The organism is Marivirga sp., assembly GCF_024636815.1.
Taxonomy (GTDB): domain Bacteria; phylum Bacteroidota; class Bacteroidia; order Cytophagales; family Cyclobacteriaceae; genus Marivirga.
Window position 1 is genome coordinate 1 of sequence record NZ_JAGXGF010000005.1, and the last position, 18,605, is coordinate 18,605.

Below are 18,605 nucleotides of genomic sequence, written 5' to 3' on the forward strand. Positions count from 1 at the left end.
AAATTCGATTAAAATTGACTTCTATGATAACAACTACAACCCAAAAGTCCCATGAGGGACGACATTATGGTAATTCTGCTTATAGCAGGTAACCAAAGCCCCGTTAGGGGTGACATTATTGTGCTCAAACGTGAATCAAAATTGTATAATACCAATCTCTTCACCAGCTTTATCGAAATGACCTTAAATTTTTAGCAAATAACTAGCACCTAAAGTTTACCACTCTCAATGAATATCCTTACCTTTGCGCTCTGATTGACAAAAAGATATGATTAATACCAGTAATTTAACCCTCCAATTTGGAAAAAGAGTACTATTTGATGAAGTAAACATCAAATTCACACAAGGAAACTGCTATGGCGTAATTGGTGCCAATGGAGCAGGGAAATCCACTTTCCTAAAAATCCTTTCAGGCGAAATAAACCCTACCAAAGGTAATGTTAGCCTTGATTCTGGAAAAAGAATGGCTGTTCTGAAGCAGAACCACAATGAGTTCAATGAGCATTCTGTTTTGAACACAGTTATGATGGGCCACGACAAATTGTGGAACAACATTAAAGCTAAAGAAGAACTATACAGCAAGCCTGATTTCTCTGAAGCAGATGGCATCAAAGTATCTGAATTAGAAGAAGAATTTGCAGAAATGGACGGCTGGAATGCTGAGTCTGATGCTGCTTCACTTTTGAGTGGTTTGGGCATTGAGGAAGAACATCATTACAAATTATTGAAAGATGTTGATGGTAATTATAGAGTTCGTGTTCTTTTGGCACAAGCTTTATTCGGTAATCCTGATGTCTTGATTCTCGATGAGCCTACCAACGATTTGGATATTTATACCATCGCCTGGTTGGAGGATTTTCTGTTGGAATTCAAGAATACCGTTATCGTAGTTTCTCACGATAGACACTTTTTGGATACGGTTTGTACGCACATCGTGGATATTGATTTCAGTCAAATCAGTATGTATTCCGGAAACTATTCTTTCTGGTATGAGTCAAGTCAATTGGCTTTAAGCCAAAAATCATCTGCTAACAAAAAAGCTGAGGAGAAAAAGAAAGAATTACAAGAGTTTATTGCCCGATTCAGTGCAAATGCCTCTAAATCAAAGCAAGCAACTAGTAGAAGAAAATTATTAGATAAAATCAATGTAGAAGACATTAAGCCTGCTACACGTAGATATCCTGCCATTATCTTTAATCAAAATAGAGAAGCAGGTGATCAAATTTTGCAAATAGAAAAACTTAACAAAGCAGTTGAGGATAAAGTCTTGATTAAGGACTTGGATTTATTTGTAAATAAAGGCGATAAAATATCCGTTTTAAGTAGAAACAGTTTGGCAACCACTGCCCTATTTGAAATCTTAAACGGTAATATGGAGCCTGACTCAGGAAGCTTTAAATTCGGTCAGACCATTACCACTTCTTATTTACCCAACCACAATGATGAGTTTTTCCAAGGAAATGAAAACTTAATCGACTGGTTAAGAAACTACTCATCAGAGAAAGATGAGGTTTATATCCGTGGATTCTTAGGTAAAATGTTATTTACAGGAGAAGAAACTTTCAAATCTGTGAATGTATTATCCGGAGGAGAAAAGGTAAGATGTATGGTTTCAAAAATGATGTTGACGGGTGGAAATCTTTTAATGTTGGACGAACCTACTAACCACCTCGATTTGGAATCTATTCAGGCATTTAACAATGGATTGAAAGATTTTCCTGGTACTGTGATTTTCACATCTCATGACCATGAGTTTACCAATACTGTTGCTAACCGCATTTTAGAGCTTACGCCAAATGGAACAATAGACAGTCTAAAAACATATGATCAATATATGGACGATGACAGAATTCAAGCACAAAGAGCTGAGTTATACGGTAAGGTAACTGCTTAATAATTCACGGAACATAAAATTCATGTTTCAGTTTAAGGAATAATGAAATTGTTTATTAAAATCATAAAAGGGGTACTCATAGTAGTAGCCTTTTTCATTTTAGGCTACTATATGGTAAAATATTTTGTTCCTTCGGTTGGAAAAGCTCCTGATTCGAAAGAGATGGCATCATCGCCTTATTATAAAAAAGGCAAGTTTGTAAACTCCATACAAACTACAAGTGCGGAGTTTACTCAGATCCCCCGCATTCTAAGAAATTACTTCAAAAGAGATGTGGAAACACAACCTATTGGGGACTACATTTTTACTGAGAATAATAAAAGGTCAGACGACAGCATCTTACAAGTCAATTGGCTAGGACATGCTGCAGTACTATTTTACAAAAATGGTAAATATGTATTAGCAGATCCTATGTTGGGTCAGCGTGCATCACCCTTTAATTTCATGGGACCAGAAAGATTCAGTGCCCCTCCTATTTCTGCTGAAGATTTGCCTGAATTGGAAGCCGTTGTGATTTCACATGACCATTACGATCATTTGGATTATGAGACCATCAAAAAGATAACAGCTAAAACGAAATACTTTTATGTTCCAACAGGTGTAAGAGCAAGTATGGAATATTGGGGTGTTCCCAAAGAAAAGATAAAAGAATTTAGCTGGTGGGATTCTCATTCTGAAAATGGCATTACCATTACAGCAACACCAGCACGCCATTTTAGTGGACGATTATTAAATCAAAATAATACTTTCTGGGCCTCATGGGTAATAGAAATGGAGGGTGATAATATTTATTTTGGTGGTGATACTGGAATTTTTGATGGCTTTAATGAGATAGATGAAAAACTAGGTCCATTTGATTTAGCATTGATGCCCATTGGTGCTTATAATGAAGCTTGGCATGACATCCATATGGATCCTATTGAAGCCATTGATGCTTTTCAACAAATGAGAGCGAAAAAATTCTTCCCTATTCACTGGGGAACATTTGATTTAGCATTGCACAGTTGGTATGAACCCATTTTAGATCTTGAAAATGAAGCTGCTGAAAAAGAAATCCCATTATTAAGTATTCCGCAAGGAAAATGGTTCAGCATAAATGCTGAAAGTGAAAATGGATGGTGGAAACAATATTCGGAAGAAGTGAAATAATTAAACTGATTGTAATAAATTCGAATGTAATTATTGGACTCATAGGAATTACAATTTAAATTATTTTGTTATCTTGAAAACAGAAATATGAATTATGAAGACATTAACTCTCCAATTACCTGATACAGTAGATGAAAAAGATATAAAAATGCAAGTAGCTACCAGCCTGTTTGAGAAAGGAGTTTTATCTTCTGGACAAGCTGCTGAATTGGTAGGTATTACAAAAAGAGAATTTCTGGAAACAGCAGGTAATTATGGAGTTTCAATTTTTGGAGAAACTACTGAGGATATAGAGAAAATAATGAATGAGTAAAATCGTCATTGTAGATACAAGTTGTTTAATTAGCCTTTCAAATTCAAACTCACTTGATCTTTTAAAAAGTGCTTACTCAGAAATCTATGTTACCCAAGAAATTCAGGCGGAATTCAATGAAAAATTACCTATCTGGATAAACGTTCTGAACCCAAGTAAAAAGAAGGTAGATGAATTCTCTAAGATTTTGGATTTAGGAGAAGCAAGTGCTATTGCATTAGCAACAGAAAATCCAGAATCATTACTAATTATTGATGAAGCTAAAGGAAGGAAAATAGCTAAAGAACAAAATATCAACATAATTGGTACCATCGTATTTTTATTGAAAATTCAAAAATCAGGTGTAATAAAAGATGCCTTCCCAATCATAATTCGAATTGTAAATAATGGTTTCAGAATCTCTACAGCTCTTCTCAATAAACTAATCGAATTTTACAACAAATAACAAAAGTGAACATCACTCCTCTAGAAATAATATATCAAGACGAATATTTAGTAGCTATTAATAAGCCTCATGGTTTGTTGGTACATCGCACTAAGATCGCTACTGAAAAGGATGTATTTGCTTTGCAATTACTTAGAGATCAATTGGGTCAGCGGGTTTATCCAGTCCACAGAATAGATCGCAAAACTTCTGGGGTTTTACTCTTTGCTTTGGATGAAGTAAACAATTCAAAAACTACCGCTCTTTTCAGAGATCAGCAGATTGAGAAAACCTATTTAGCAATTGTAAGAGGTTTTACCGATTCTGAAGGCACTATCGATTATGCTTTGCGGAAGGAAAGCGGACAATTACAGGAGTCTGTCACGCATTATAAAACTTTAGCGCAAACGGAAATCCCAGTTCCTTTAGGGAAATTTAACACCTCTCGCTATTCTTTGCTAGAAGTAAAACCAGAGACAGGAAGAATGCACCAAATCAGAAAGCATCTGGCCCATATTGACAAACCCATAATAGCGGACCGTCCCCATGGTTGTAATAAGCAAAATAAATTATTCAAGGAAAAATGGAGCATGGACAGTATGCTTTTACATGCAAAAGAAGTAAAATTTAAACATCCTGTCACACAAGAATTTTTAGAAATTAAAGCTAATATTTCATCTGAATTTGAAAGAACCTTAAGCTTTCTTAATTTCGATTTCAAAATCAAATAAAATCTTTACAAAAGTTCAGTACTTTGGTAATCCAAAACGTATAAATAGTATAGAAGAAACTGTCATGAGCAAGAAGAACAAAAAGCATAGAGAAGGTATCGTTTATTCTACTTCTGATGAATTTGAATATGATTACGAAGGACAAGAAGAACAGGAAACCTTGCATCCTTCAGAACAAAATTTAAAGGTTCAGTTAGATAAAAAAGCTAGAGCAGGTAAGAAAGTAAGTCTTATTAGTGGTTTTATTGGAACTGAAAATGATTTAAAAGACTTAGGGAAAAAGCTAAAATCTAAATGTGGTGTTGGCGGAAGTGTGAAAGATGGGGAAATTCTAATTCAAGGAGATTTCCGAGATAAAATTTTGGAAGTATTACTAAAGGATGGCTACAACAAAGTTAAAAAAGTGGGCGGGTAGAAAGCTGCGCTACTATAAAGATAAATTTATATTTAAACTCAAACGATATACAATTGCGATACTTACTTCGGATAAATCTGATGTATCTATTGCTTTGAGTTACTCCTTTGGGACCCTTATAGCACTATTACCTACACCGGGTTTTAGCACAGCTATAGGTGTAGGCTTTATAACGGTCTTTAAACAGCTCAATAAAATGGCAGTATTACTTTCTATGTTGGTTTGGAATGCCATTACCATTATCCCTATTTATTGGTTAAGTTATAAAATTGGAAGTAGAATTTCCAATAGTCTCCCAGATGTAGAAGTTCAAAACGAAACCATCAGACAAATTCTTTTATTTTTCAAACAGTTTGCTTTAGGTAATTTAGCCTTAACTATCCCCATTGCGATAGGAAGTTATTTTTTAGCTATAGTACTATTAAGATTAGCCCGAAAAATGCGGTTAAGAAGTACAGGAATAAGAAACCAAGCCACTGCATAAGTAATATACTCCCTCAACGATTTATTTCTACCCCTCGTTCTCATAAATAAAAACTGACAAATGTCAGGATTCTACCTTATTGAAATCAATGTATTTCAATAAGTATATTTCTAATTTTAAAATACAGATTACAAAAGAGGAAATTTGAAAGTAATCTGATTAGTAAATTTTTGAACTTTTTAAAAATTAATAGCCATGATAAAGCACATATTAATACCGACCGATTTTTCCGATTGTGCATTGAATGCAATGGAATATGCATTAAAGTTTGCAAAACAAATTAACCCAAAAGCTGAAATCACCATATTAAATGCTTATACAGTTCCCTTAGCCTATGCTGATTATAATATTGCTTATGATGTTGGGGAAAGTGAAGAAGAAATTAAAAAATATATTAACTCTGAATTTGATAAAATTGAAGAGAAAATACCAATTCTAAAGGAGTTTGAATATGAAACGTTGAAAACTGAGAATTATGTAAAAGATGCAGTTGAAGAATATTGTCTTGAAAATGAAGTGGATTTAATCATTATGGGGACTAAAGGTGCAAGTGGAGTTGATGAGGTTATTTTAGGTACAAATGCACATCGTATAATTAAAGCTGAACTTGCGCCCGTTTTAGTTATCCCTGAGGATGCTAAATATGAAGACATCAAAAACATTGCATTGTCTAGTGATTACAAAGGCATAATGGCAGAATTACTTACCCCAGTAAAAGCTATTAGACAAGCCTATGCTTCTGAAATACATTTGATTCACGTCAGTGCTGAACAAATGTTGGATAAAGAAAAAGCAGAGGAGGCCAAAAACTTAGAGTTGCATTTAAAAGGCTTACCACATCAATATCATTTTATGGTGAATAAAAATGTGGAATCAGGAATAGATGAATTTGCTGAGAAAAATAAAATTGACCTTTTGGTGGTTTTACCTAGAAAAAAAGGTCTGTTTGAAAGTCTATTTGGCAAAAGCGAAAGTAAATCCTTAATCTTCCATACTAAAGTGCCACTATTAGCACTTTCAGCATCTAAAAAGAAAACCTTAGAGACTGATTAATTTAAATATTTTAAAAGTAGCTATTACTGTTATTCCAGTCGGTGGAGCACCGACTGGAATAACAGTTTTCTTGACTTTGAACAGAATTTTAATATTGATGCTATCGTTAGGGGTAATTAAAATATAATTTAATATCTTAGCCTAACTAATCATTTAATTTTTATGAGGATTCTGTTTACTTTAATTTTCACACTAATAATAACTTTAGTTCAGGGGCAAGATCAATGCTCAGATTCCATTATTGAAGAAGAATTAATTGCTCATTACCCATTGGACAATAATGGAGTTGAAGTTCTTGGTAGTGGTTTTAATGGAGAAATTAATGGTGCTATTCCTACTAATGACATAAACGGAATTGAGAATTCAGCCTATTTATTTGATGGGATTGATGACTACATCCATATTGGAGACCATTTTGATTTAGGAGAATCTGATTTCACTATATCATGCTGGGTCAATGTTTTCCAGTTTAATTCTTTAATTGAAGGTACAAGCAGCAGAGGAGGATGGATTGTAAATAAAGGGGCTACGATTTTTGGTTCACCGAGAAGAGCTGGATATGCACTTGATGCAAGGAAATTGAATGGAGAAAATCACTTTTACTTTTTTGTAGGTGGTCAAAATGATAATCTGTATCATGTAAGCGGCTCAGGATTTGAAGAAAAGGTATGGTATAATTTGATGGGAATAAAGGATAATGACAGCATTTCGCTTTTTGTGGATGATGTTCTGATAGCCACTGAAGCTATCCCTTCAAATATTAATGTCAATACCAATATCCCATTAGTCTTTGGTTCAATTGATAAGCTAGGAAATGATCAGCAAGGAACCACTTTTTTTGATGGAATAATTGATGATGTTAGAATTTATAAAAAAGCACTATCAAAAGATGAACGAGCGTGTTTAATATATGGATGTATCCCTCCCGAACTTAATTTAGGAGATGATCAGACTGTCTGTAATGAAACCTCAATAATATTGGACGCATCAGGGCCTGGCTTAAATTATAAATGGCAAGATGGCTCAACAAATCCTACTTTTGAAGTTACTAAAACCGGCACTTATTGGGTAGAGGTTGAAAATTCATGTGGAATAAAACGAGATACAATTAAGTTAGTATTACCAGAAATAAGCGATTTTACAATTCCAAATGTTATTACTCCAAACCAAGACGGATATAATGATTACTTTATTGTTGATTCCCGACTTTTGGGTTCAACCTTAAAAATATTTCAGAGAACTGGAAAAAAGGTATATGAATCTACAAACTACAAAAATGACTGGGACGGAGGTAATTTGCCATCAGCAGTATATTATTGGATAATTACAAATGAATGCGGTACTAATTATAAAGGATGGGTCAGGGTTATATATTAAGAACAATATAAAAAATTAAAATTTAACGATCCGATAAATTCTCAATAGTCTCCAAACCCAACTCTTCTGCTTGATTAGATCGCATTAAAATCGCAAATGTATTATTAAAACCCAATGGTGGTAACCATTCAAATTGAAATTGCTTCCTTGATTCTATTTTCACAAAATCATATACCTTTTTTGGATTTGAAATCAAGGATTTGCGTTCTTTATTATTGGTTTCCAATAACAGCAACAAAGCCGTTCCAGTATATTCAGGATAGATATCAATTTCATCATTTTTCATGGCATCCATCAAAAGCTTTGTGCCACCAAACCCTAATTTCATTTCCACATTCAACTGAGTATTTTCCTCTATAACTAGTTTAAATAAGTGGGCTAAAATATAATTCTCGGTAAATGCTTTACTCCCTATTTTGATAGTGCCAGCTTGACCTTCTTTATTTTTACTCTTATTAAACATAGCCTTTGACTGAAGAAACTCCATAGCAACATCTTGAGGTTGCATTTTTTCCTCATCTACTTTATAATTCATTTCAGTCATTTCTGCATTATTAATCCGATTTTTAAGCTTTTCTAAGCTCCTACTTATTTCAGGATATTTCTTTAAAATCGCTACTCTAGCAACTGGTGCTGCCTGATAGGGTGGAAAATAATTGCGATTATCCTCCAGTGTTTGTAAATTATAGGCTTTAATTCTTCCATCTGTCGAGAAACCACTAATTACATCTACTTCCTTATTGGCTAATGCCCGATACATTAAACCAATTTCCATTTCCACATAATCCAATTCAAAATCATAAGCTTTGAATAAGCCTTTCAGACCATCTTCTCTGTAAACAAATTCAGATGGAAAACCACCCAAAAGTTTACTCTTATCTTTTGAAAAATTAAGTTTTTGAAATCCTATAATGGTCAGATAAGCCAACATTCCGCCAAAAAGAATAATAGAGAACCAGCGAATAACTTTTAAACTACTTTTCTGAACTCGACCTAAAACAGCATCAAAAAACAAAGCCAATAATGATGCAGGGATAGCACCGGCCAAAATCATATTGGAATTGTTTAACTGAATCCCCTGGAGAATAAATTCACCAAGACCACCCGCAGCTATAAAAGCACTTAAAGTAGCGACTCCAACATTTATCACGGATGCAGTTCTGATTCCTGCCATAATATAAGGCATTGCCAAAGGCAACTCGATTTTGAATAATACCTGAGAGCGTTTCATTCCCATTGCAATAGCTGATTCTTTTACAGAGGGGTCTACCTCTTCTATTCCTGTAAATGTATTTCGCACAATAGGGAGCAAGGCGTAAAGGAAAAGCGCAATGATTGCCGGAACTACGCCAATACCAAAGAAGGGCAGTAGAAAGCCTAAAAGAGCCAAACTAGGGATAGTCTGGATAGTATTGACTAAGGAAAGTACCGCTTTAGTAGATTTTTGGTAAACTGAAATCAAAATACCAATTGTAATTCCCATAAGCACTGCAATGCACAGTGAAACTAAAGTCAACTGAATATGCTCAATCAGCTGCTGAAAAACCTCTCCCTTATTTTTAATAAGAAAATCGAAGAATGACATCATGCTTTATTCTCCTTCCATTTATAAAAAGCATCCAGAACACCAGCATGATATTGAGTGTCTTCATTCTGTAACAACTCCAAAACAGAGCCTTCTGTATCAAACTTTGGAGTAGATTTCTCTGAAATAAAATTTTTAATCTCTTTTAAAGAAACTGAAGCTAAAGAAGCTTGAAATTGATCTCCTTCTACAAATTTTTTAACCAGTTCATTTTCAGGTTTAAATAAAATCTCCTGAGCAGTACCCACCTGTTGAATTTCACCATTTGCAAGCAAACATATCCTATCTGCTATACTCACAGCTTCCAATACATCATGAGTAACCATTACTGCTGTTAATTTTTCTTGCTGTTGTATTTTTCGAAATTCATTCCTGATTTTCACTCTAGAGATTGGATCCAAAGCACTAAAAGGTTCATCCAATAAAATCATACTTGGTTGCGCCACTAATGCTCTTGCCAAGCCTATTCTTTGTGCTTCTCCCCCACTTAATTCAGTAGGGAATTTTTGACCATAAACAGCTGCAGGCATTCCGATTTTATCTAACCATTTATGAACTTTTTCTTTTACTAAATCTTCCTTCTCATTTTTCAGCTTTAAAATAGTCGCTACATTATCAAAAACTGAATAATGCGGAAATAACCCCACTTTTTGAATCACATAGCCAATTTCTTTTCTCAAATCGAGCAAATCATGTTCTTTCAAATATTTATGAGCAATTCGAATTGAGCCTGAATTAGGATTCTCTAAGCCATTTATCATCCGAAGCATCGTTGTTTTACCACTTCCACTTGCCCCTAATAATACCATCAATTCACCTTCTTTTATTTGAAGATTAATATTTTTAAGCACTAATTGCTCATCAAAGGATTTTTCAATATTTTGAAAAGTGATCATAATTTTCAATTTACAGCCGAAAATGAAATCAGGAAAGAAAAGCAGGTTTATTTTCAATTAAAGCAAACAAAAAGGCTTAAATACAGTATTTAAGTCAATAAAATAAAAATGATGCATATTGATTCACAATCCATTGAGGAGATGGAAAGCCGTTATAGAGCCAATTTTTTTAATACCATTTCAGGTTTTAAAAGTGCAAACTTAATAGGTACTGCTGATAAATCTGGAAATACCAATTTAGCGGTTTTCAATTCTGTGATACATATTGGAGCTAATCCCCCCTATTTGGGGTTTATTCTAAGGCCCACCACTGTGCAAAGGCATACTTATGAGAATATAAAAGAAACTGGTTTTTATACCTTTAATCATATCCATGAAAGCTTTATAGAAAAAGCTCACCAAACATCCGCAAAGTATGAAAGAAACGTATCTGAATTTGAAGCTTGTAATTTTGAGGAAGAATATTTAGATCAACACAAAGCTCCTTATGTAAAAGAATCACCAATAAAATTGGGTTTACAATTTGAAGAAGAGCATTTAGTTAAAGCAAATGATACCATCTTAGTCATTGGTAAAGTGCTACATGCTTATTTAGATGAAAAATTAATCGAAGCTGACGGTACTGTTAACCTTACAAAAGCTGGAACTGTTACCATTTCAGGTTTGTATGAATATTTAAAAACATCAAAACTTGAAAAGTTTGAATATGCTAAACCATAATTCACAAGTACAAAACTTTAGCTTTAGAAATGAGTATAAGTTACAACAGATAAAAATATTACAATAATGAAAAGCATTAAAATAGGAAGATATATTGGTATAATAGCATTGATTTTAGCCTTTAGCTTTCAGTCTTGTGCACAGAAAAGCAATGGTTCTGAAAAAAATAATAGTTTAAAAAACCACACTTTCGAAGTACAAAAAACTGAATCAGAGTGGAAAGAAATTTTAAATCCTTTGGAATATAAAGTCTTAAGAGAAGAAGGAACTGAGCGAGCTTTTACAGGAAAATACAATGACTTTAAAAAGGAAGGTATTTATGTTTGCATTGGGTGTAAAACTGAATTATTCAGCTCTGAAACTAAGTATGAAAGCGGTACAGGATGGCCTAGTTTTTATAAGCCATTAAATAAAGAAAATGTTTTGGAAGTAGAGGACCGATCATTAGGTACGCTTAGAACTGAAGTAGTTTGTGCAACTTGTGGAGGACACATAGGTCATGTTTTTGAAGATGGACCAAAACCAACAGGATTGAGATATTGCTTAAATTCAGTTGCGTTAGATTTTAAAGAGGAATAATTTTTATTAACGAACGCCATTTTCGGGAAACTTTCCTTTAATTGGCCTGTAGAAATCTTTTATTTTTTCAATATTTTCATCCATATCTCCTTTTGCCTCGAAGCTTGGGCCAATACCGGCAATTTTATTTTCATAATCTAGATATCCGCAAAGAATAGGAACCCCTGCTCCTTCTGCTAAATGATAAAAGCCTGTTTTCCACTCAGGCTGGTAACTTCTTGTTCCTTCTGGTGTTATTAAAATAACTAATTCTTCTCTTTCATCAAAAAGTTGAATCATAGCCTCAGTCATGGATTGTTTTTTACCTTTCTTATGGGTTCTATCAATACCAATAGCACCTAATCCATTTAAAAGCCATTTGAGAGGGCCTTTTAGTAATTCTTTTTTTACAGTGAAACGAACAGGGACTTTTAGTATGAAGAATGCAGATCTTGCCCATACTAAATCCCAATTTGATGTGTGAGGACCAGCGATCATCACTGCCTTTTTAGCCTTTTTAGGAATTTTTGCTGATACTTTCCAGCCTCCTAGCCATAGGATCAATTTTGATAAGTAATAATACATGCCTTTTAAATATATGCTAATATACTAAGGCAAGATTCTTCTTTAATAAAGAATTACAAATATTAATTTGTCAGGCTAACACGAACAGCATTTCTTTTAGAATCATACACATCTGCCTCGGTTAAATCAATGGATTTATCCAGTCCTACGTTAGTATTTTTAGCAGAATATGTCTGATTTTGTTTCTTGAAATAACTATCACTTATCACTAAAGTGACAGCAACTGCGGTCAATAAAAAAAATGTAGTAAAAAATCTCTTCATATTTATATTATTAGCTTCTCACCCATAGTGACACCAATAAATATGAAATGGTTGGTAAGGAAATTAAGCTAAATTTAACCTATTTGTAAAGTACAAAAACAAAGGATATAGAAAAGAAAGCAGTAAGTACGATTATTTCGCTTCAATGTTTCAATTTCAATATAAAATCACAAATATTTTTTTGTAGTACATATTCGAATAATTCAAAATATTTTTTCATAAAAAAAGTCCGAAAATTAAATTCCGGACTAAATAAACTAATTATGAAAAACTATTATGATTCTATTTTACCATATTTTTCAGCCCAAACACCTTCCAATTGTTCCAAACTTTTTCCTTTTGTTTCAATAATATATTTTTTGGTGAAATAGATAAGGAAAACAATAAATGCAATGAAAATAACATAAGGTAAAGCTCCATTCCAAAATCCAGTTCCTCTTGCATTTGCATCACTTTCTACTATCATTGGGAAAGTAAGAGATACCAGAAAATTACCTGCCCATTGTATTGCAACTGCTATAGACATGGCCGTACTTCTGATTTTATTTGGAAACATTTCTGAAAGTAAAACCCAGGTGACTGGCCCCATACTCATGGCAAATGCACCAATAAATAACAAAATTCCAATTAATGAGATCAGTCCTACTGCATCAAAATACAAGGAACTCCCCAAGAAAACAAACCCTAAAATCATTCCAACTGCTCCAATATAGATTAAAGGCTTTCTACCTAATTTATCAACTGTAAACATAGCTAGGAACGTAAACACAAAATTCACTGCGCCAAGCATAATTTGCTGTGCAAGAACGTCTTCTTGGGTAAAACCTAATGCTTTTTCAAAAATATCGCCACCATAATACAACACAGCATTAATTCCAGTAAATTGTTGTAATAAAGATAAAATTGAACCTATTATTATAATTGGAATTACAGATTTTTGAAAAACTGAAGCTCCTTTCAATTGCGTTTTACGTTCTTTCTGTAAAGAAAATTTAATCTCATCTATTTCTTTTTGTGCCTCTTCTTCTTCATGCAAAGTATTCAGCACTTTTAAAGCCTCCTCTTCCCTTCCTGACATCACCAACCATCTTGGACTTCTAGGAATGAAAAATGTAAGTACAAGGAAAATTGAGCAAGGAATTAATTCTGACCAAAACATCCATCTCCATCCTGTATCTATATTTTCTTGAGGAGTATTCCCTTCTCCAATATAATAAGTGGCTAAAAAAACTACAAAGAAACCAGTTACAACTGCTAATTGATAAAAAGTCACCAAAATCCCTCTCTTGTCTTTTGGTGAAATTTCAGCTATATAGGTTGGCGCTGCCATGGATGCCAATCCAATACCTAAACCTCCAATTATTCTGAAAACTACAAGCAATGTAACCGATTGTTGCATAAATGCTGGTAATCCTGAACCTAAAGCAGAAACTGTAAAAAGTAATGCAGAAATAATAAGGGCTGCCTTTCTACCAATTTTAGTGGTAATATAACCCGCAGACAAAGCACCTACTAAACAGCCTAATAATGCACTGCCTACAACCCAACCTTTCATGGCTGCATCTAATTCGAAATATTTACTGAAATAGAATTGAGCTCCATTGATTACGCCAGTATCATAACCAAATAGTAAACCACCTAAGGCGGCTACAGCGGCTATCAATATTAAAAGTCCTTTCTTTGACATTTTCCAATAGTAGTTTTAAGTGAAAAGCTATATTACCAAAAAATATTGATGTCTTAACATCAATAAGCAGTAAATTTTATAGATGGTTAAAATTTTCATTTATAGTAGCACAATTAGTTAGAAAAATTAGGCTTTTGAGAATATACTCTAACATAATCTATCTCAAATTCTTGAGGAAAACTTTTATCATCAATCCCGTATTTACCGCCCCAATTTCCTCCTACTGCTAAATTTAAAATTAAATGGAATTCATGGTCAAATGGCCAGCCTGATTTTCCATCTCCATTTTTATAAACAGCATGATAAGGAATATCATCAACTAACCATTCTATTTTTTGGTCAGTCCAAAGGATGGCATAAGTATGAAAATTTGTATGAGCATCTTCAACTTTTATAGAATCAGATTTCTCTGTACCCTTCACATGATTATAACTTTCTGTGTGGATAGTGCCGTAAACAGTTCCTGGATTATAGCCTACATACTCCATAATATCAATTTCACCATCTCTAGGCCATTCCATATTACCTTCCAATGTAGGTAGCATCCAAATAGCTGGCCAGGCTCCTTTTCCTTTAGGTAACTTAGCCCTCACTTCTATGTATCCATATTTCCAATCCACTATATATTTTGTAGTAAGTTTGGCTGATGTATATCCCTTAGCAGTATCTTTTAGTGCTTTAATAATTAGTTTTCCATCTTCCATACGAAGGTTTTCAAGGTCCTTAGTATAAAATTGCTTTTCATTATTACCAAACCCACATAATTCCGGACAGCCATTTCCTTCTGTTATATTCCACCTCTTAGAATCGGGCAGACCACTTCCATCAAACTCATCAGACCAAATCAAATAATCTTGTTTTTGATCACACTGGCTGAATAATAGCAAAAGACATATTACATATAAATTTTTCATCTTAACTTGAATTCTTTATGATTTTCAACTGACGAATCTTCACCAATAAACACCTTAAAATCACCTTTTTCTAATGATAATTCCCCGTTGGATTTATAATAGCTTAGCAAATCTTTATTAATTATAAATTCTACCTCAACCGATTCACCTGCATTTATATTTACTTTCTGGAAGGCTTTTAATGATTTTATCATTGGTGTCTCTTCCGCAACTAAATCTTGAATATAAAGCTGCACTACTTCCTGCCCATCAATATCGCTAGTGTTTTTAATTTTAATGGATGCTGTGATACTTTCATCCTCTGCAATTGAATTTTGAGATAATTCTATTTCCCCATATTCAAAATTTGAGTAACTCAATCCATAGCCAAATGGATAAAGCGGAGAGCGATCTACATCTGTATGGTGAGTATAGAATACTTGCCCCGGAGCAGTAGAAGGCCTTCCTGTTACCTTATGATTATAGTAAATAGGTAGTTGACCAACATGATGCGGAAAGCTCATAGTTAATTTTGCAGATGGGTTATTTTCTCCCAATAAGGTTTCTGCAATTGCAGTCCCGGCTCTTTGACCAAGGTGCCAGGCTTCAACTATAGCTGGAATATTTTCATCTTCCCAGCTTAATTCTAATGGACGACCATTCATCAAAACCAATACTATATTGGGATTGATTTTATGTATTTCTTTTAAAAGTTCTTTTTGCAAACCAGGTAAACCGATATCTGCTCTACTCCTACCTTCTCCTGACATATAAGCTGGTTCACCTAAAGCCATAATTACTAAATCGGAATTACTTGCTAGTTGCTTAGCTTCCTCAAAACCTGAACGATCCTCTTTATTAATGATCAATTCTTCAAAAAAGTTATTAGGACCGATGGATAATTTAACTCCTTCAGCATATTTCAAATTAGTAGATTCGGCTAAAGTTTTTTCTAGACCTTCATATAGAGATACAGCTGAATTAGCCACTGCCTGTGCTCTCCAATTACCTAATGGAGCATCTTTATCTTTAGCTAAAGGTCCTATAACAGCAATATTCTTAATATTTTTTAATGGCAATAGATCATTTTCATTTTTCAAAAGCACTATTGATTCTTTCGCTATTTCTTCGGCTAACTCATGATGTTGTAGGTTACCTACAATTTCTTTTTCTCTTTGTATGTCAGAGTATTTGTAAGGATCGTCAAAAAGTCCCAAATCAAATTTTAGTTTAAGAACATTTCTTACCGCATCGTCTATAACTGACTCTTCAATTTCACCCTCTTTTACCAATTGAGCAAGATGCTGAACATAAGCTGTTCCTTCCATATCTATCTCACTACCTGCTAAAATTGCTTTTTTAGCAGCATCTTTTAAATCAGAGCTAACACCATGGTTCACTATTTCACCTATAGAATTCCAGTCAGAAACTACAACTCCACCATAATTCCATTTTTCCCGCAAAATATCTTGTAGTAAATATTGGTTGGCAGTTGCAGGAATAGAATTGATATCATTAAAGGCATTCATAAAACTGGCCACATTAGCTTCGGCAGCAGCCTTGAATGGAGGTAAAATATGGTTATGAAGAATATATTGATTAACATTTACAGAATTATAATCCTTCCCACTTTCTGCATATCCGTAGCCGGCAAAATGTTTTGCGGTTGCGGCTATTGTTTTGTTATGAGATAAATCATCTCCCTGGAAGCCGTTGATTCTAGCTTTTGCTATTTCAGCCTGCAAGTATGGGTCTTCACCTGCACCTTCCATTACCCTGCCCCAACGAGCATCAACAGTAACATCGATCATAGGAGCAAATGTCCAATGTAAGCCTGAAGCTGCAGCTTCTGCAGCAGCTGCTTTTGCAGTTTTCTGCATTAACTCCAAATTCCATGAGCTACTTTCAGCTAAAGGAACCGGAAACATAGTTTGATAACCATGAATAACATCATAAGCAAATAGTAAAGGAATGCCTAATCTGGTTTTTTCAATAACCAATTCTTGCATTTTACGCGTATTCTCTGCACCCAAAAGATTGAGAACAGATCCCACCTGGCCGGAAATCAATTGCTGATAGCGAATACTATCTTTTCCTTTTTTATTGCCTGGACCTGTAAACTCACTACCTAAGCTATATTGATTTAATTGTCCGATTTTCTCTTCTAAATTCATTAAAGCAAGTACTGAATCAACCCTGGGATTGATTTCATTTTGTGAACTTACTTTCACATTTGGATTTGAACATGAGAAAATAAAGGCAATAGAAAACCCTATTAATACCGAGGATATTTTAGTCATGGTTATTTAAAGTTTTATGGTTGTAGGCGAATTAAATAATTTATGGTTGTTGAAATACTCTTATATAATCAATCCACATTTCTTGCGGAAATTCAGTGGATTCATCAGGATAGCCGGGCCAGTTACCTCCAACAGCTACATTAAAAATAAAGAAAAACTGCTCTCTAAATTCATCTAAATGAGTTGGGCTAGTATCTATTGAACCATAAGATTGATTATCAATCAACCATTCAATAGAGTTTTCATCCCAAATAATGGAAAATACATGAAATTTATCTGCTAAGGATGCCTCAGAAAGATTCTTACTATGGCCATAATTAGCATAGCCGTTATTGCTTTGCCAATGAACGGTACCATGAACGATTCTTTCTCTTCCTTGTCCACCTATCATTTCCATTATGTCGATTTCACCACACTGTGGCCATCCAACTTGATTGAAATTTGAACCTAACATCCATATGGCTGGCCATATTCCTTGTCCATATGGCATTCTGGCTCTGATATCAAATCGGCCATATTTAAATTCTTTTTTACCTTCAGTTATTATTCTAGAAGATGTATACTCTCTTCCTTGGAAATTTTCTTTTTTGGCTTGAATAACTAAATAGCCATCTTCCAGACGTGTATTTTCTTTTCTATAGTATTGAGATTCATTATTTCCCCAGCCATTACTTCCTGTACCTATTTCAAATATGTAATTATCAGAAAGTTGATCAGCTTCAAATTCATCTTGCCATACCATATTATATCCATTATATTCCAATGGACTTTCATAACCTTCGAAAGATTGTATGGAACCTACTTCTTCCTTTGTATCTGTATCAGTTATTGTAATTTGAATTTCTTTAGTAGCAATTGATGCATTAATTGCAGAGGATAAATTTAAATAAAAATATTCTTCATCCTCTCTAACTTCATCCCCTAAAATCAATAAAGTAATTGAGGCAGAAATATCTCCTGCGGCAATTGTAATGTTTTCATTTTGAATACTTCTATAATCATCACCAGCTTGTGCTGTCCCGTTTTGTGTGCTATAGTTTATTATAATATCTTGTGTGGAAGGTTTATTAATTGTTAAATCAACAGAAATTTCTTGATCTTGGTTGGTTTCGGCAAGTGTTACAGCTTCAGCTGTTACTTCCGGCAATCTGTCATCGGGTATGCTTGAGTCATCACAGGCATTTACGACTAAAAATAGGAAGGAAAATAAGGTAAGCTTTAGCATTATATGTATATATGAATTTGCTTGATCATAAATTAATAAAAAAAAGCTGCCTA

19 protein-coding genes are annotated in these 18,605 nt (G+C 33.9%); 11 read left to right on the plus strand and 8 right to left on the minus strand.

The window, feature by feature from the left end:
* Nucleotides 1-268 precede the first annotated feature (268 nt).
* The 9 genes from Q0L29_RS00415 to Q0L29_RS00455 all read left to right on the plus strand — a co-directional run bounded on the left by Q0L29_RS00415 (nt 269) and on the right by Q0L29_RS00455 (nt 7,840).
* Complete coding sequence (locus Q0L29_RS00415) at nt 269-1,894, plus strand: ABC-F family ATP-binding cassette domain-containing protein (RefSeq protein ID WP_296618285.1); 1,626 nt, start codon at nt 269-271, stop codon at nt 1,892-1,894.
* Between the two features lie 42 nt (nt 1,895-1,936).
* Nucleotides 1,937-3,043 (plus strand): MBL fold metallo-hydrolase, encoded by a 1,107-nt coding sequence (locus Q0L29_RS00420; protein ID WP_296618286.1) that lies wholly within the window; start codon nt 1,937-1,939, stop codon nt 3,041-3,043.
* 94 nt (nt 3,044-3,137) lie between these two features.
* Entirely contained in the window at nt 3,138-3,356 is a 219-nt protein-coding gene (locus Q0L29_RS00425) for a UPF0175 family protein (RefSeq protein WP_296618287.1), read from the plus strand.
* On the plus strand, nt 3,349-3,801 hold the full coding sequence (locus tag Q0L29_RS00430) for a DUF3368 domain-containing protein (protein WP_296618288.1): 453 nt from the start codon (nt 3,349-3,351) through the stop codon (nt 3,799-3,801). The genes Q0L29_RS00425 and Q0L29_RS00430 overlap by 8 nt, the downstream gene beginning before the upstream one ends.
* A gap of 5 nt (nt 3,802-3,806) precedes the next feature.
* Nucleotides 3,807-4,511, plus strand: a complete 705-nt coding sequence (locus Q0L29_RS00435) for a pseudouridine synthase (RefSeq protein WP_296618289.1) — start codon at nt 3,807-3,809, stop codon at nt 4,509-4,511.
* A 64-nt stretch (nt 4,512-4,575) separates the two neighbouring features.
* Nucleotides 4,576-4,926 carry a translation initiation factor gene (locus Q0L29_RS00440; RefSeq protein WP_296618290.1) on the plus strand — a complete coding sequence of 117 codons (351 nt, stop codon included), beginning with the start codon at nt 4,576-4,578 and terminating at the stop codon, nt 4,924-4,926.
* Nucleotides 4,892-5,410 (plus strand): DUF2062 domain-containing protein, encoded by a 519-nt coding sequence (locus Q0L29_RS00445; RefSeq protein ID WP_296618291.1) that lies wholly within the window; start codon nt 4,892-4,894, stop codon nt 5,408-5,410. The genes Q0L29_RS00440 and Q0L29_RS00445 overlap by 35 nt, the downstream gene beginning before the upstream one ends.
* A 195-nt stretch (nt 5,411-5,605) precedes the next feature.
* On the plus strand, nt 5,606-6,463 hold the full coding sequence (locus tag Q0L29_RS00450) for a universal stress protein (RefSeq protein ID WP_296618292.1): 858 nt from the start codon (nt 5,606-5,608) through the stop codon (nt 6,461-6,463).
* Between the two features lie 162 nt (nt 6,464-6,625).
* Nucleotides 6,626-7,840, plus strand: coding sequence for a LamG-like jellyroll fold domain-containing protein (locus Q0L29_RS00455; protein ID WP_296618293.1), 1,215 nt, complete (start codon nt 6,626-6,628; stop codon nt 7,838-7,840).
* A 22-nt stretch (nt 7,841-7,862) separates the two neighbouring features.
* Here the strand turns inward: Q0L29_RS00455 and Q0L29_RS00460 are convergent, their stop codons facing one another.
* A complete protein-coding gene (locus Q0L29_RS00460; protein WP_296618294.1) occupies nt 7,863-9,428 on the minus strand; it encodes an ABC transporter permease/substrate-binding protein in 1,566 nt (521 codons plus the stop codon).
* Nucleotides 9,425-10,321, minus strand: a complete 897-nt coding sequence (locus Q0L29_RS00465; protein ID WP_296618295.1) for an ABC transporter ATP-binding protein — start codon at nt 10,319-10,321, stop codon at nt 9,425-9,427. The genes Q0L29_RS00460 and Q0L29_RS00465 overlap by 4 nt, the downstream gene beginning before the upstream one ends.
* Nucleotides 10,322-10,429: 108 nt before the next feature.
* Between Q0L29_RS00465 and Q0L29_RS00470 the strand changes: the two genes are divergently transcribed.
* Complete coding sequence (locus Q0L29_RS00470) at nt 10,430-11,041, plus strand: flavin reductase family protein (RefSeq protein WP_296618296.1); 612 nt, start codon at nt 10,430-10,432, stop codon at nt 11,039-11,041.
* Nucleotides 11,042-11,107: 66 nt separating this feature from the next.
* Nucleotides 11,108-11,620 (plus strand): peptide-methionine (R)-S-oxide reductase MsrB, encoded by a 513-nt coding sequence (gene msrB / locus Q0L29_RS00475; RefSeq protein ID WP_296618297.1) that lies wholly within the window; start codon nt 11,108-11,110, stop codon nt 11,618-11,620.
* Between the two features lie 6 nt (nt 11,621-11,626).
* On the opposite strand, the gene Q0L29_RS00480 is transcribed toward msrB, so the two are convergent.
* From Q0L29_RS00480 to Q0L29_RS00505, 6 genes are all read right to left on the minus strand, one after another.
* Nucleotides 11,627-12,184 (minus strand): 1-acyl-sn-glycerol-3-phosphate acyltransferase, encoded by a 558-nt coding sequence (locus Q0L29_RS00480; RefSeq protein ID WP_296618298.1) that lies wholly within the window; start codon nt 12,182-12,184, stop codon nt 11,627-11,629.
* A gap of 62 nt (nt 12,185-12,246) precedes the next feature.
* Complete coding sequence (locus Q0L29_RS00485) at nt 12,247-12,447, minus strand: hypothetical protein (RefSeq protein ID WP_296618299.1); 201 nt, start codon at nt 12,445-12,447, stop codon at nt 12,247-12,249.
* A gap of 274 nt (nt 12,448-12,721) precedes the next feature.
* Nucleotides 12,722-14,134, minus strand: a complete 1,413-nt coding sequence (locus Q0L29_RS00490; RefSeq protein WP_296618300.1) for a sugar porter family MFS transporter — start codon at nt 14,132-14,134, stop codon at nt 12,722-12,724.
* A 113-nt stretch (nt 14,135-14,247) separates the two neighbouring features.
* Nucleotides 14,248-15,048, minus strand: a complete 801-nt coding sequence (locus Q0L29_RS00495) for a glycoside hydrolase family 16 protein (RefSeq protein ID WP_296618301.1) — start codon at nt 15,046-15,048, stop codon at nt 14,248-14,250.
* Nucleotides 15,045-17,327, minus strand: coding sequence for a beta-glucosidase BglX (gene bglX / locus Q0L29_RS00500; protein ID WP_296618302.1), 2,283 nt, complete (start codon nt 17,325-17,327; stop codon nt 15,045-15,047). Before bglX ends, Q0L29_RS00495 begins: the two co-directional genes overlap by 4 nt.
* Before the next feature lie 40 nt (nt 17,328-17,367).
* Nucleotides 17,368-18,552 carry a family 16 glycosylhydrolase gene (locus tag Q0L29_RS00505; RefSeq protein WP_296618303.1) on the minus strand — a complete coding sequence of 395 codons (1,185 nt, stop codon included), beginning with the start codon at nt 18,550-18,552 and terminating at the stop codon, nt 17,368-17,370.
* Nucleotides 18,553-18,605: the final 53 nt, after the last annotated feature.

Bases quoted from the DNA above. Each gene is read 5' to 3' on its own strand.
- Q0L29_RS00415 (WP_296618285.1), top strand. From the start codon at position 269: ATGATTAATACCAGTAATTTAACCCTCCAATTTGGAAAAAGAGTACTA.
- Q0L29_RS00420 (WP_296618286.1), top strand. From the start codon at position 1,937: ATGAAATTGTTTATTAAAATCATAAAAGGGGTACTCATAGTAGTAGCC.
- Q0L29_RS00425 (WP_296618287.1), top strand. From the start codon at position 3,138: ATGAAGACATTAACTCTCCAATTACCTGATACAGTAGATGAAAAAGAT.
- Q0L29_RS00430 (WP_296618288.1), top strand. From the start codon at position 3,349: ATGAGTAAAATCGTCATTGTAGATACAAGTTGTTTAATTAGCCTTTCA.
- Q0L29_RS00440 (WP_296618290.1), top strand. From the start codon at position 4,576: ATGAGCAAGAAGAACAAAAAGCATAGAGAAGGTATCGTTTATTCTACT.
- Q0L29_RS00445 (WP_296618291.1), top strand. From the start codon at position 4,892: ATGGCTACAACAAAGTTAAAAAAGTGGGCGGGTAGAAAGCTGCGCTAC.
- Q0L29_RS00450 (WP_296618292.1), top strand. From the start codon at position 5,606: ATGATAAAGCACATATTAATACCGACCGATTTTTCCGATTGTGCATTG.
- Q0L29_RS00455 (WP_296618293.1), top strand. From the start codon at position 6,626: ATGAGGATTCTGTTTACTTTAATTTTCACACTAATAATAACTTTAGTT.
- Q0L29_RS00460 (WP_296618294.1), bottom strand. From the start codon at position 9,428: ATGATGTCATTCTTCGATTTTCTTATTAAAAATAAGGGAGAGGTTTTT.
- Q0L29_RS00465 (WP_296618295.1), bottom strand. From the start codon at position 10,321: ATGATCACTTTTCAAAATATTGAAAAATCCTTTGATGAGCAATTAGTG.
- Q0L29_RS00470 (WP_296618296.1), top strand. From the start codon at position 10,430: ATGATGCATATTGATTCACAATCCATTGAGGAGATGGAAAGCCGTTAT.
- msrB (WP_296618297.1), top strand. From the start codon at position 11,108: ATGAAAAGCATTAAAATAGGAAGATATATTGGTATAATAGCATTGATT.
- Q0L29_RS00480 (WP_296618298.1), bottom strand. From the start codon at position 12,184: ATGTATTATTACTTATCAAAATTGATCCTATGGCTAGGAGGCTGGAAA.
- Q0L29_RS00485 (WP_296618299.1), bottom strand. From the start codon at position 12,447: ATGAAGAGATTTTTTACTACATTTTTTTTATTGACCGCAGTTGCTGTC.
- Q0L29_RS00490 (WP_296618300.1), bottom strand. From the start codon at position 14,134: ATGTCAAAGAAAGGACTTTTAATATTGATAGCCGCTGTAGCCGCCTTA.
- Q0L29_RS00495 (WP_296618301.1), bottom strand. From the start codon at position 15,048: ATGAAAAATTTATATGTAATATGTCTTTTGCTATTATTCAGCCAGTGT.
- bglX (WP_296618302.1), bottom strand. From the start codon at position 17,327: ATGACTAAAATATCCTCGGTATTAATAGGGTTTTCTATTGCCTTTATT.
- Q0L29_RS00505 (WP_296618303.1), bottom strand. From the start codon at position 18,552: ATGCTAAAGCTTACCTTATTTTCCTTCCTATTTTTAGTCGTAAATGCC.